The sequence below is a fragment of the Mesoplasma photuris ATCC 49581 genome (assembly GCF_000702725.1).
Taxonomy (GTDB): Bacteria; Bacillota_I; Bacilli_A; order Mycoplasmatales; family Mycoplasmataceae; genus Tullyiplasma; species Tullyiplasma photuris.
In genome coordinates, this window is record NZ_JNJI01000003.1 from 41,044 (window position 1) to 55,943 (window position 14,900).

A 14,900-nucleotide genomic window follows, 5' to 3' on the forward strand; every position below is an offset into this window, starting at 1 on the left:
GAAAAAACTATATGATATTTAAGATATATGCTCCCGCAAATGGTGAAGCAAAATCAGTTGATCAATGTAGCGATCCTGTCTTTGCCGAGAAAAATCTTGGTGATGGTATTGTTTTTGTACCAACAAATAATTCATTTAACTCACCATTAGATGGTGGAAAAGTTGAAATGATTTTTGATACAAAACACGCTATATATTTTGATAATAATAACATTAAAGTTTTAATGCACATTGGATTAGACACTGTGAATTTAGAAGGAAAACCTTTTAATTTAAAAGTGTCAGTTAATGACAGTGTTAAACTTTCAACTCCTATTGTCGATGTTGATTTAGAAGAAATTAAAGCTAATAACTTAAAGGTTGAAACACCGATAGTTATAGATCAAACAAATATAAAATCAATGAAATTAGTAAATTCAAAATTTGGATTAGTAAAACAAGGCGATTTAATTGCTGAATTTGAAATTGAACTAAATGTTGAAGAAATTAAAACTTCATCAATTGAAACTTCTCAAATGGGAGATAAGTATGAGATAAGTGCAAAAAAATATCTAGAAGCAGTTGGAGCAAATAACTATTCTGATGTATTTAATTGTATGACAAGATTAAGATTCAATATTCATAATAAGGATCTTGTTGATGTTGATGCAATTAAAAAAATGGAATTAACAAAAGGCGTAAACTGAGCTGGAAATCAATTACAAATTATAATTGGTGGTGAAGTATCAAAAGTTAGAGCAAAAGTGTCTAGCATTACTATGGCTCAAAACTTTGAGATTCATGGAAAAGTCAAAAAAAGTGTAAAGGATAAAATATTTGGATTCCTTAGTGGTGTTCTTGCTCCGAACGTAATACTATTAATTACGGTGGGGATGTTACAAGCATTAAATGCACTACTAGTCAATACAAATGTAATACCAGCAGTAAATGATGGTAATCTAGCAACTTCAAACGTATTTGCTGTGATATTCTTTATTATGTCAAAAGTTGGATTGAGTTTACTAGGGGTATCATTTTGTTACTCAACAACAAAATATCTGGGTGGTAATCCAATTTTAGGACTATTAATTGGATTAACTCTTGCATCAAGATTCTTGATGCCGGTTGAACCGGTTGAGCCAAATGAATATGAATTTGGTAAATATATTATCAATAAAGAATACAACATAAAGGGATGATTGCTATTTGAAATAGGCGATTTCCCTATAGTTGTTAAATCGTATGAAAACTCAGTTTTAACATTTATTGTGGCAGGTATTGGATGTGTTTATTTAGATAAATGAATTCAAAAATGAATGCCATCAATTGTTGATATTATATTTAGACCAATGATAATTTATTTAGTAATAATTTTATCTTCATTCTTTATTTTAGGTCCAATCTTATCATTTATAGAATTTGGTATTGTTCAATTTATGAGTGTAATTGAGCAGATCCCAGGGGGAATAGGTGTAGGAATATTTGGATTCTTATGACCATTACTAGTTTTAACAGGAATGCACGTATCGGTTCTTGCAATGATTACAATGCAAATTACCGAAGGTGGAAGTAGTGTTATGTTAATGGCTTGTTCAGCTAACTGAGCAAATTTAGGATGTTGTATTGGAGTAATAATTGCAACAAGAAACTCTAATACAAGACGAATTGGACTGGCGGCTTTCCCTGCAGCTATATTTGGGGTATCAGAACCAATTTTATATGGTATCTCAGTTCCAAAAGTTAGACCATTCTTTTTGGCAATGTGTGCTAATGGATTGAATGGATTGCTAGTAGGAATCTTTGGTATAGATGCAGATATATTCTTACAAGGTGGAATTTTACAATTAATGGCTCTTCATGATAATCTTGAAATCTTATGAGCATTAATGATCTGAGCTATTGTATTCAGTGCAGCGTTAGGATTATGTTTAATTTTCTACCGTGATTATGAAAATCAAGTTTATGAAACAAAAAAATCAATTAAACAAATGAAAAAATATTCAAAATTCTTTGAAGGTAATACTGAAACATTTGATACTGAATCTGTAAAACTTTTGGCTACAGTAAAAGAAAATAAAAAAGCTTATGCTGATTATGATAAATATCTTTCATCTATACAAAAATTTGAATCAAAAATATCTGTACTAGGTGAAAAAGAAAACAAAAAGAAAAAAGATTTATATACTAAATTACAAAATATGAAAAGAAAACCTGAAAAATTTGATGAATCTCTAATTAAAGCTGCTACAGATAATTACAATAACTTTTCATTACAAAATGAAATACAGAATGTTATTATTGAAATGACAAATTATAAAAAAAATAATATTAATATTGTAGATACTTACAACGATGCATTAAAAGCAAATGAAAATGCAATTTTAAATGTGTTGAATGCATACTATCCATCTACTATATATAAACAGTTTGATCAATACAAAAATAACTTTTCAAATGCTGTTCATAATGTAGAAATAGAATATGGAATCTCAGATAAAAAGACAAATTTATTTGATAAAAAGGAATTCAAAAAGCATATCGATAAAAAAAGTAAAGAATTTATAAATAAATAAAAGGTCTAATAAACCTTTTATTTATTTAAAATACAAAAGCAAAAGGAGTTACATATGTCTATAGTATTGCTAATTTTTATATTATTTCTACTAGGATTTTTTGTATCATCTCTTGGATCGATATCAGGTGTTGGTGGTGGAGTAATATTTGTCCCAGCCTTAATGATATTGTTAAGTTTAGAACCATTCGAAAATATAAAATTTGTTTCAAACTTACTTGTATTTATAACCGCAGCAATCAATGTTGGAATTAATTTTTATAAAAAAAGAATTAATTTATTAACATTGGGAGTAATTGCGTGCATTGCATTGCCATCTATATTATTTGGTAATTATCTTGCAACATTATTCGATACAAGAATAATTAAAATTATAATTGTTGTGGTTTTAACTATTGTAACCATATTGTTAATACTATTTGAATATTATTTTAAAAATAAAATTAAAATAAAAATACATGAAGAAAAAAAATGATATTTAATTAAGAGCGCAAGTGGTAATTACATAAATTGAATGTGAATTGCGTTGATTACTTTTATGGGGTGTTTAATGACATCGCTAACTGGAATGGGTGGCGGACCTGTAATAATGCCAATGTTATTATTAATATTAATGTTGGAAATGAAGGAAGCGTCCTCTTTATCGCATTCAATAATTGCTATAGCATCGCTAATAAATGTTGTATATTCATATCAGTTCTTTGCTGATGGTGATTTAATGTTGCAAATTGCAATACCGATGATTGTAGGATCTGTCCTTGGTACATTTGTGGCAATAAAGATTAAAAAGTATATTAAAAAAGAAATTATTATTAAATGAATATTAATTGTTTTGATTTGAATTTCAATAATAAAAATGATTTTAGATTTAATTTAAAAATTCTCAACTTTTGAGAGTTTTTTTATTTAAAACAAAAGAAAATAAGTTTTGTGTTTGAGTATTTTTTAAACATATAGCAATCCTAACACACTCATTCATTAGACCTAGAATCCATTATAATTGAAAGAGGATTATTTCTTAACGGTGATAATATTTTTGAAATTATCAAAGAGGAATCTAGAAATTTATATCTAATATTAAGAACAAGGTTATAATCTTTAAAATTACCTTATTAGGAAATGAAGCCGGAATGATTGGCGCTGATCATTGAGCTTTAGAAAATACTAATTTATAATATAGAAAAGAGGTAAATATGAAGTTTCTATTATCACCCTATATTGAAGAATATTTTGAAATAGGAATTAAAAATAAAGTTAATTTAAAAGATATTAATTTATTTGAAGTAGACAAATTTGTTAATGCATGAAGTTATCATGGTAGAAGTATAGATAGAATAAATGAAGCTAATCCAGGAGATTGTGTAGCATTCGTTTCTAAGGGAATTCTTTATTATGTTGGTGAAATATTAGAAGTATTAAATGATTTACCCGAAGTTGGTAAAAAGTTATGAGATAACGAATCATATTCAACAACAATAATAATTAGTGAAAACATGATTAACGAACAAATTCATGCTAAATCTTTTGAAGAAATTTACAAACCCGGAACCAAACCAGTTGTCATGGGACCTCGTTGAGTCAGAGATGAAAAAGCACAAATATTTATGAATAGATTTTTAAAATAACAACTAATTGTTGTTATTTTTTTATACTTGTTTTATCTAAAAATATATAAGTTAAAATATAGTAAAGGATAACTATGAGTGAGAAAAAAGTAATTGGTAAAATGGGTTATAAATTTAAAGTTATTGACAAATGAGCAATGGCTAATTTTTTTGATCCTGAAAATGAACGAAAAAGTGTAGTTATTCAAGGAAATATTACAGATATGATTGAGGGAATGTATTATGAATTATCAGGATACTACATTAAAAATGATCGTGGTTCAAAATTCATTGTTGAAGACTATCATGAAGCTAATTTATTCACTATTCCAAACATCGATATGAAAGAAGCAATCACTACATACTTTAGTTCAGAAAAATTTGTTGGAGTTGGACCAATTGCTGCATCTCATATTTATGAACATTTTAAAGAAGTTGATAATATTTTAGAAACTATTTATCAAGATTTAAATCAATTAGATGATATTGAAAAACTGAAACCTAAACAAATTGAAGTAATTAAAAAAGTTTTAACTGAACAAATTGAACAAAAAGAAGTTACTTCTAATTTTATTAAAAAGGGATTGAGTATTAATATCCTAAACAAAATTAGAAAATACTTATTAGATGAAAAACAAGTGTTGGATCACTTAGGAATTGGGATTTACACTTTATATCGTCGTTATGGATTAAAACCATTTGATGAAGTTGATAAAATTGCCTTAGCATACGGGGTTGAAATCACCGATCCAATCAGAATCGCATTCTTACTATGAAGAAAGATTAATCTCTATACAGAACAGAAACAACATACTTTTGTTAAATTTGAAGGGTTTTATGACGATATTAAGCGTAGTTTTGCTAATACCGAAATCGCTTGAGACTCAATTATCAATATTGCTCAAGAAATTAAGTTAATTAAAATCGTTGATGATCGTTTATATACATATAACGCTTGAAAAGAAGAACAATTTATTGCTGAACAACTATTAAGATTACAAGATAAATCAGTTAAAGCAATTAATAAAGATATATCTCTTCAATTTATCGATGAGTTAAACCACAAACTAGAAAAACAAAATCAAAGTTTAGGAATTGATCAAAGAAAAGCATTAGAAATGTTTGTTAACAACAATGTTTTAATTCTAACTGGAGGACCAGGAACTGGTAAAACAAAAACTATTAGTTGAATTATTGAAACTTTCTATAAATTGTATTCAATTAATGATTATGTAACTTTTGCAAAAACTGAAGTAGCAGTTGCTGCTCCAACTGGTAGAGCAGCTTCACGTATTAAAGAAAACTTAAAACAAATTGATACATCAACAATTCACCGTTTGTTAAAGTACAAAGGTGAGGAAGGATTTGGTATTGATTGAGATACTCCATTAGAACAAAGGTTAATTATTATTGACGAATGTTCAATGATTGATCAAAAATTATTCTATAACATGTTAAGAGGATTACGAAATTGCGATAAGTTAGTTTTAGTTGGAGATGAAAATCAATTACCAAGTATCGGATATGGAAACATCTTTTCAGATTTGATCAAATCAAATACTTTACCAATTGCTAAACTAAATGAACAATTCAGAGCTAAAGATAATGAAGATATTATTGATTTATCAACAAAGATTATTAATCAAGAAATTGACGATATTCAATGAAATGATTACCATAATATTAAGACAATTTTTGAAATTAATTCTGAAGTATTAGTTTCAAAAATTAAAGAATCATTAACAAAAAATATTGCACAAGAAAATATTGATTTATTAGATTATCAATTTATTTCTCCAATTAAAAAAGGAAAAATTGGTACAAACCAAATCAATGCTTTAATTCAAAAAGAATTTAATCTTCAAACAGGAATTTTTGAAACAGGAAGAACAAGTTTTGGTGGAGAATCAACTCATTACAAAATTGGTGATAAAGTAATGTATATTGTTAACAACTCTGATAAAGACATTTACAATGGTGATATTGGAGTTATTAAAAATATTGATGTTAATATAAATGGAAGTATTAAAGAAATTCATATCGATTTTTATATTAAAATTGATGGAAATAAAATTTCAAAAGAAATCACTTTAGGACGAGATGAATTAGAAAATCTAATTCTAGCATATTCATCAACTGTACATAAAACTCAAGGAAGTGAATATGACTATGTATTTTTAACAATTGAAGATATGGGGTATTTACGTCATGGATTTTTAAATCGTAATTTAGTTTATACAGCAGTTACTCGTTCTAAAAAACAATTGTATATTATCGGAAGTGAAGATCAATTTAAAAAAGCAATTAAAGTTGATCCACCAGTAAGAAACACAACTTTAGTACAAGTATTAAAAGAATTTAGCAAAAGTTAATTGAAATTAGGAGACTTTATATGAGAGCAGATATTCAAAATTTTGGAAATCATTGCATAATTTGCAATTTAGAAATAACAAAAGAACATAAATCAATTTTTAGAGCAGTCGGTTCATACCGTAGTGGGTTAGAAGGAATTCAACACCTTGGTTGTTCAAATGCAAAAAGAAAAGCTAATTATGGTAAAAAATCTATAGCGTTAATTATTAGTGGTGTTTCTACATTAATTATTTCTTTAATTTTTATGTTGTTATGAATTACTACTACATCAGAACAAGGTAATTTTTTAGAAACGAAAAATTCTTACTTTATTTTAATGGTGACAACTGGTGTTATATGAATTACTAATGCTATTTTTATAATTATTTATCAAACAAAAGAATGAAACAAACGAAAAAAAGGCTTTTATAAAAATGATCAAATATATACAACTAAAGAAATTCAAGCTTTAAAAAAAGAAAGAGAGTTAGTTGTTAAGATCAAACCAAATCATCAAAATAAAAAGCAAAGTTTGTCTTCACTAAAAGCATTAAAACTTTTAAAGCTATCTGTAAATTATACAAAAGAAGAATTAAACAATGCTTTGAAAGAAAACATCTCTCAAGAAAAAGATACTTTAAAATATCCAATAATTTTAGAAGCATATAATATTTTATTAGCAGAACTTGAAGATTAATTTATAATAAGCATTGAAGGAGAAAAAATGAAGTCAAATAAACTACCAGAAGGCATGGGATATATTAACGAATATATAACTAAAGAAAATATCGAAATTGGAGATTATACTTATTATCACTCTACAAAAGGTGATATTGGTTTATCAGAATTTGAAAATAATAATGTGCTATATCATTTTCCTGAATTTTATAACGATAAATTGATCATCGGGAAGTTTTGTTCCATTGCTGATGGTGTACAATTCTTTATGAATGGTGCTAATCATGATTTGAAAAGTTTTTCTCAATATCCATTTTTCATTACTGGAATTAATACACCAATTCCAGTAACAACATCACGTGGAGATACTATTATTGGAAATGATGTATGAATTGGAAAAGACGCTACAATTATGCCGGGAATTACAATTGGAGACGGAGCAATCATCGCTGCTAAAAGTGTTGTTACAAAAAATGTACCACCATATACTGTCTTTGCAGGTAATCCTGCTGTTTTGAAAAAAGAAAGATTTTCAGAAGAAGTTAGAGAATTATTATTAGAGTTAAAATGATGGGATTTAGATATAGATAAAATTGAAGAAATTATTCCTCATTTAAATAGTGGGAATATTCAAGAATTAAAAAAGCTTATTAAAAAAGTGTAAAAATTTATTTAAATTTACTACCCCTTTAAAAGGGAGAATGATTAAATAATGAAAAATATCATAAGTTATTCACTAGAATCAGATAAAATAATTTTAGATATTCAAGAGTTAATTAAAGTTATCGATTTTTTAAGTAATTTTCAGAAGAATATTTATAAGAAGCAACTTTTAAAACATCATAAAGTAGTAATTGATCTATTTAACGTTGAAAGGGATAACTCTATGACACAAAAAGAATTTCAAACAATAGTTATCAATGAATTAAAAGGTATAAATATTCGTTTAGAAAAAATTGAAAACGATGTTGCTGATTTAAAACAACGTGTTACTGTCATTGAAGAGCGTTTAGATAAAATAGAGGATCGTCTTGATAGAAATAATATATTTTAAAAAGTGTAAAAAGTTAATACAGGTTAGAGAAATCTAATCTTTTTTATTTGTTTTTTAAAAAACATATATAATTTTATAAAGAGGTTATTTATGAATACAAAAACTTATACATTTACAAAATACATTGCAACAGTTGCTTCAATATTTATTTTTATAGCTCCGTTAGTTGCATTTTTACCATATATTAAAGAAGAAACAATGACATTAGAAACTTCACAAATTACATCAACAATAATGGCAGCAGTTGCTGCATTAATAATGGGAGCTTATATTTTCCTACGTTTACGTTTGAAAGTTAAAAACGGATTTAAAAACAGCAAAAAAGAACAAATTTATTTCATTGTTTCATTAACTCTTTATACTGTAGCTACATTCACTGCACTATTGTGAACAATTAATGCAAATTATGTTATGAACCAAGATGTACTTAAGATTACATTTTATGTATTCTTTCCGATGATTGTAGTACTTGTTGTAAGTGGAGCAATTTTTGAATCATTAAGTCGTGTTGGAGAACAAATTGATTTATATAAAAAAGATTATGAAAAACAACAAGCAATTAAACAAGCTAAAATTGCTGAAATTGTAAAAAACAATAACAAAGTTAGCGAAGAAACTATCGACCAAATTGTAGAAACAGAAACTTTTAAAGGTGATGCTAAAAAATTACTTCAAAAAGATGATGCTAAAAAAATTGAAAAAGAAAACGGCAAATACAATCCATTCATGGATGAAGAATTAGACAAATAATAATTTAAATTAAAAAATACCTTATTAAATTAAGGTATTTTTTAATTATTTTAATTCTTTTGTTTTCATGAAGTCTTGGAATCATTTGTATGATTTTTTAGGGTATCTGTTTCCAGTTCCTTTTCCATAATCATCATAATCAACATAAACTAATCCATAACGTTTAGAGAATTCAGAAGTTCCTGCAGAAACTAAATCAATAGGTCCTCACATTGTATATCCAAATACATCAACTCCATCATCAATTGCCCCTTGAATTGCTTTAAAGTGATCGTTTAAATAACTAATTCTGTAATCATCTTGAATTACATCATTTTCATCTTTCATTTTTTCAACAAATCCTAATCCATTTTCTGAAATAAGCATAGGTAATTGATATTTATCTCACATATTGTTTAATGTGTAGCGTAAACCTACTGGATCAATTTGTCATCCTCATTCATTAGCTTCTAAGAATGGATTTTTAGTTCCTCCAAATAAGTTTCCTCCAGTTTTATCTGCTGCTCCATCAGTTACTTTAACAACATTTGACATGTAGTATGAGAAAGTAATAAATTCAATTGAATTATTTTTGATAAATTCAGCATCACCTTTTTCAACAATTGGAGCAGATGCACCAAATTTTTTAAACATATCTTTTGTATAAGTTTTGTATTCACCTGTTGTTAAAACATCGAAGAAGAAATCTTGCAACATTTGTTTTTCTTTGTATCATGCAAGAATGTTATCTGGATGACAATCATATGGATATAAAGTGATCATTGCGATCATACATCCAACAGTTCCTTTAATTTTCATTTTCTTACTTAATTCAACACACTTAGCAACACTTACAAATTGATGGTGTAGAGCTTGAAATTTAGCTGAAAATGGATTTTTGTATTCATTTTCATAGATTCCTGATTGCATGTGTCCAACTAACAATCCAACATTCATTTCATTGAATGGTAATCAATAATCTACATCTTGACCAAATTCTGTAAATAAAGTTTCAACATATCTCATATATAAATCGATGAATTTTCGATTTGTTCAATCTCCAAATTTATCTCCAATTGCGATTGGGAAATCAAAGTGAACCATCGTTACCATAATTTTCATATTATGTTTGTGACATTCATTAAAAATATTTCTGTAAAAATCAATTCCTTTTTGATTTGGTTTAGCATCATCTCCGTTGGGGAATATTCTAGCTCAAGAAATTGACATTCTATAAATATTCATCCCAGCTTCAGCTAATAATTTAATATCTTCTTTATATCTATTGTAGTGATCATTACCATATCTTTTTGGATAATAATGCTCAGTATCACTTAATGCTTTTTTAACATCTTCTCTGGTAACTGCATTAAACGCTGAAACCTTAGTTCTGTCTTTCATTTCTGTAAAAGGTTGAATGTCTGTAGAAACTGGCGTTTTGCCATCTACATTTCATGCACCTTCTATTTGGTTAGCGGCTGTTGCTCCCCCTCATAAAAAATCTTTTTTTGTAAATTTCATTTTTATTCCTTTCTGAAAACCCAACCTTGTTGGTTTCACAATTAGTATATATAAATCATCGGTCAATAAAATCGTTTAAAAAACGTTTAAAAATTACTTTACAAGTTGGAAAGTAATTTACTATAAAAAAATAAACATATTCAAATAAGTAAATTACTTTATTTTTGTTTATATAATATGGTTCAATAAACTTAAAGGATGGTAAAGTTAAATGAAAAGTTATTTTGAAATTATTGAAAATATATCAAAAGGGGATAAAAATACAAACAATGCTTTAATAGCGAGATCTATTATTGATTTTATAATTGAAAATAAATGATTATCTCAACAAGAATTATCAGATAAATGTTTTTTATCAAATTCATCAATTACAAAATTTTGTAAAAAAATCGGTTTAGATGGTTATCGAGAATTAATTTACACATTAAAATATGAAATTAAATCACATTATGAAAAAGAAAGTGCAATATTAACTTCAATACCAAATCAAACAGATAATTATAATTATATTGATAGATATATCGGTAGTATCAATAAATTAATATCTAACAATTCAGATTTTATTAAAGAACAAATTAAAGTTATTAAAAAACATAAAGAATTAACTCTTGTATTATCATATTCTTTAAAACCTCTAGAACCTTTTATAATCAATATGTTTCAAATTCATGGTGTTAATGTGAAGATTATTGATCTAAATCCTAGTTTTAGTTCGAATCAAAGCATTCTTTTAAAAAGTGAGAATATTTTTTTCATATGTGCAAATCGTGATAATGAAACATTGATCAGACTTTATGATGCAGTTCATGGAAAAAACTCGATAACATTAATATCAACTCAACAACAAATTAATAAATTTAAAAAAGCAGATAAGGTTTTACTATTACCATCTGGTGATTTTGAAGCTAGTTATATTTTTAGATTATTATTTCTTGAAATGCTATTTTTAAATATCAGTATTGGAATTGAGTAAAATACTTTCCAAAAAGTAAAGTGCAATTTAAGTGCACTTTTTAATGTCTTTAATTGACAATAGTGTTTAAAAATTAAAGTGGAGGTGATAAAAATGAAGATTAATGTTTATGCTCCCGTCGATGGTGAAATCGGTAAGATTGAAGACCTAAAAGACGGAGTATTCTCAGAAAAAATGCTTGGTGATGGATTTTATATTAGAGCAAAGAAAACTCAAAAACATTTCTTTGCTCCAGTAGAATCTGGAAAAGTTTCTCTAATTACAGAAACGAAACACGCTTTTTTCTTTGAAATTAATCCTCAAATCAGTGTCTTGATGCATATTGGGCTTGACACTGTTAAATTAGAAGGAAAACCTTTTACTCAAAAGGTAAATGTATTAGATTCTATATCTACATCAACAAATATTGTTGATGTAGATATAGATTATATTAACCAATCTGGTTTAGATCATGTTTGTCCAATAACACTTAATGTTGATGATTCTTCGCTTGGCACATTTGAATTTAAAATGGTCGCTAAATTAAAGAATGTTAAGCAAGGGGAGTTAGTTGGTTGGTTTGAAACTGTTGAGAACTCTAAAGTTTCAAAAGAAGTTGATACAAAAACTGATGCTAAATCTTTTTTCCTAAAAGATGGGAAATATGATAAATTAGCTAAGTCAATTAATAAATTAGTTGGAACTAAAGGTAACTATAGTGATGTCTACAATTGTATGACTCGACTAAGATTTAAAATTCAGAATAAGAATATTGTTAAAATTGATGAAATTAAAGCAATAGCTGAAGTTCGTGGAATAGTTTGAAATGGTAATGAATTACAAATCATTATTGGACAAGATGTTTACAAACTTAAAGAAGCTGTGGAAAAAAATAATCAAATAGCTTTAGGAGACTTTGAACTTCAAGCTAAACAAAAATTGTCGCCAGGAAAAGCGTTTATGGCTATGTTTGCTGGTATTATGACTAAAATGATTCCCCTATTCATAGGTACAGGAATTATTCAAGCAATTATCGGACTACTACAACTTGGTCCAATGCCTATGATATCATTTGCAGATTTCTTTCCATCAGAAAATGGTGCTCCTGCAATTTTAGAATTAGGAATTGGTTGAGGAATACTATTTGTAATCGGTAAAGCTATGATGGCTTCAATGGGGGTTGCAATTGCTGTTTCGGCTTCTAAATACTTTAAATTAGATATGGTATTTGGAGCAGGGATAGGGATAATTATTTGTGCACCGATGATGTTTTCTAATGGTGGACCTTCATCAATCGGAGAAGAATGAGTTCTTTTTGATTTTGGTGATATAGTTACACCTACTGAAGATAATATTGCTTTAGCGGCTGTTGCTAATAAAATTAGTAAATGGACGGTTACATCTGCAGGTATTAAGATTTTTGCAGTTATTGCAATAATTTATCTTGCTGCAGTTGTTGATAGATGAGTAAGATCATGAGTGCATCCTCTACTTGAATTAACAATCAGACCTTTAATTGTAGTACTTGTTTCATGTGGTATTGGAATGTTCTTATTTATCCCATTATGAAATATTTTTGAAGGAATGTTTGGTACAGCAATGTACTACATTAGTCAATTACCATTTGGTATTGGTGTTGGTTTATTTGCTTCAATATACCAATTATCAGTTGTATTTGGTATTCATATTGCCATTGCAATGATTGCTCAAATTCAATCACTTACAGCTTATGGATACGGAGACTTTATGTTTGCAATCTCAATTGCTGTTTGAGCGCAAGTTGGAGCATTAATTGGTGTTATCTTAATGACAAAAAATGCTAAACTGAAACGTCAAGCAATTGGATTAATTCCCGTCGGTGTGTTAGGAGTTACAGAACCGATCCTATATGGAATTAACTTACCTAAAAAACGTCCATTAATTGCTGGTTCAATTGCTGCTGCAGTTGCTGCTGCTTTTGCTGGAATAATGGGTGTAACAACAAGGGTTTCAACTGGATTAGGTATCTTTGAAGTTATTGGTTATTTCCAACTATCTCCTTTAGATCCAACTGGTGAATTGGGAATATTAACAGGTCAATTATCAACCACAATGAATGGAATTTGATATATTGTAGCTTGTTTAATATCAGTTGGTGGAGCGTTATTATTATGTATGTTAATGTATAAAGAACGTAAAACAGAAAAACAAGGAATTAGTATAATAACATCAAAAATTATTAAACTACTTTCACTAAATAATCCTGAATTAAAACAAAGTTTAATTGAAAAAGCTAAAGAATTAGATGCTCCTTTAACAAAAGAAGAAATTGAATTTATTAAAGCTCAAGAAAAAATAATTCAAGAGTTAAATAAATTACAATCTGCAAAAGAAGCATTGAATACTAAAGAGTTTTCAATAAAAGAAAAATTAATGTCAAAAGGTGCTGAATTAATAAAATCAGAAAAAGAATCTAATATTATTAAAGCTGAAAATATCATGAACAAATTAAATGCAATCAACAATGATGCTAAAAGAGCAGAATTTGATAGATTGATCAAAGATAAAAAGGCTTCATTAGATACTGAAAAAATGAATAAATTAATCGCATCTAAAATGAAAATGATTAACAAATGAATTGCTGATGTTGAAAAAATATCATCTTCAGAAATTCTTAAATCAGAAAAATTATTAAACAACTTCAGAAATGCCTTAGATGTTATGAGAATATCTTATGGAATTAATGAAGAATTACCAGAAATGAATTTATCGGAAAATATTAATCAATTAAAAAATGAAAATAAAACTGCAAAACAATTAGCTAGAGCTTAATTTTCAATAAGAAAAACACAGATTAATAAAATCTGTGTTTTTCTATTTAAATTTATCAAGAGATTCAAGTAAAATAGGTAATTCAAAACAACCTTCTTTTTCCATGAAATGGCCACCATCTTCTAAACAAATAAATTCAGCTTCTCATTGATCGGCTAGTGATTTAGATGCTTGTCAATTAACAATACTGTCAGTCTTAGTTGTCAAGACCAATTTATTATCAATCGATTTTAATAATTCTCAATTTAAAGGTCATTCAGTAAATGGTTTAACAAATTGATATTTAGTTACCGGTTCATAAAACCCAGACACAAGTGCAACACCGTATGGTTTGATTCCAACATCACTTAAATAATTTAAAATGGTAATCGTTCCTAAACTGTGACCAACAAATATTGTATCTTCAATATCAATTCAATTAATATTTTTTTTCATAAAATCAATTCATTCATTAACTTTAGGTCTTGAAGCATTTGGCATACTAAAAACTGTTACATCATCACCACGTGCTTCAATGGTTTTTTTAAATCAAGGATATCAAGCATTAGTTTCATTACTCATAAAACCATGAATTAAAACATATTTAGGCATAACTACCTCCATACAATAATTATAGCATTCGTGATTTTATTTATTTAATAAAACACT

At 27.3% G+C, this 14,900-nt stretch carries 12 protein-coding genes; 10 read left to right on the plus strand and 2 right to left on the minus strand.

All coding sequences use genetic code 4. The features are described 5' to 3' along the window. Positions 1 to 11 precede the first annotated feature (11 nt). From T347_RS0101905 to T347_RS0101940, 8 genes are all read left to right on the plus strand, one after another. Entirely contained in the window at positions 12 to 2,552 is a 2,541-nt protein-coding gene (locus tag T347_RS0101905) for a PTS sugar transporter subunit IIABC (protein ID WP_169734478.1), read from the plus strand. Positions 2,553 to 2,606: 54 nt separating this feature from the next. Continuing rightward, complete coding sequence (locus T347_RS0101910; RefSeq protein ID WP_031542738.1) at positions 2,607 to 3,428, plus strand: TSUP family transporter; 822 nt, start codon at positions 2,607 to 2,609, stop codon at positions 3,426 to 3,428. A gap of 316 nt (positions 3,429 to 3,744) precedes the next feature. Then, entirely contained in the window at positions 3,745 to 4,176 is a 432-nt protein-coding gene (locus tag T347_RS0101915; protein WP_031542741.1) for a hypothetical protein, read from the plus strand. A 74-nt stretch (positions 4,177 to 4,250) separates the two neighbouring features. Then, entirely contained in the window at positions 4,251 to 6,527 is a 2,277-nt protein-coding gene (locus tag T347_RS0101920; RefSeq protein ID WP_031542743.1) for an ATP-dependent DNA helicase, read from the plus strand. Between the two features lie 20 nt (positions 6,528 to 6,547). Next, the gene (locus T347_RS0101925; RefSeq protein ID WP_031542745.1) at positions 6,548 to 7,204 is read left to right on the plus strand and encodes a hypothetical protein; all 657 of its coding nucleotides are present in this window, start codon (positions 6,548 to 6,550) and stop codon (positions 7,202 to 7,204) included. Between the two features lie 27 nt (positions 7,205 to 7,231). Then, on the plus strand, positions 7,232 to 7,849 hold the full coding sequence (locus tag T347_RS0101930) for a CatB-related O-acetyltransferase (RefSeq protein ID WP_031542747.1): 618 nt from the start codon (positions 7,232 to 7,234) through the stop codon (positions 7,847 to 7,849). Positions 7,850 to 7,897: 48 nt separating this feature from the next. Continuing rightward, entirely contained in the window at positions 7,898 to 8,239 is a 342-nt protein-coding gene (locus T347_RS0101935) for an immunoglobulin domain-containing protein (RefSeq protein ID WP_031542749.1), read from the plus strand. 90 nt (positions 8,240 to 8,329) lie between these two features. After that, positions 8,330 to 8,989 (plus strand): hypothetical protein, encoded by a 660-nt coding sequence (locus tag T347_RS0101940; protein ID WP_031542750.1) that lies wholly within the window; start codon positions 8,330 to 8,332, stop codon positions 8,987 to 8,989. A gap of 45 nt (positions 8,990 to 9,034) precedes the next feature. Here T347_RS0101940 and T347_RS0101945 read toward each other — a convergent pair whose 3' ends face one another. Continuing rightward, entirely contained in the window at positions 9,035 to 10,489 is a 1,455-nt protein-coding gene (locus tag T347_RS0101945; RefSeq protein ID WP_031542752.1) for a glycoside hydrolase family 1 protein, read from the minus strand. A 211-nt stretch (positions 10,490 to 10,700) separates the two neighbouring features. On the opposite strand from T347_RS0101945, the gene T347_RS0101950 reads away from it, so the two are divergent. Next, positions 10,701 to 11,462 (plus strand): MurR/RpiR family transcriptional regulator, encoded by a 762-nt coding sequence (locus T347_RS0101950; protein ID WP_031542755.1) that lies wholly within the window; start codon positions 10,701 to 10,703, stop codon positions 11,460 to 11,462. A gap of 93 nt (positions 11,463 to 11,555) precedes the next feature. Next, the gene (locus T347_RS0101955; RefSeq protein WP_031542757.1) at positions 11,556 to 14,252 is read left to right on the plus strand and encodes a PTS glucose transporter subunit IIABC; all 2,697 of its coding nucleotides are present in this window, start codon (positions 11,556 to 11,558) and stop codon (positions 14,250 to 14,252) included. Positions 14,253 to 14,294: 42 nt separating this feature from the next. Here T347_RS0101955 and T347_RS0101960 read toward each other — a convergent pair whose 3' ends face one another. Next, entirely contained in the window at positions 14,295 to 14,843 is a 549-nt protein-coding gene (locus T347_RS0101960; RefSeq protein WP_031542759.1) for an RBBP9/YdeN family alpha/beta hydrolase, read from the minus strand. Between the last annotated feature and the right edge of the window lie 57 nt (positions 14,844 to 14,900).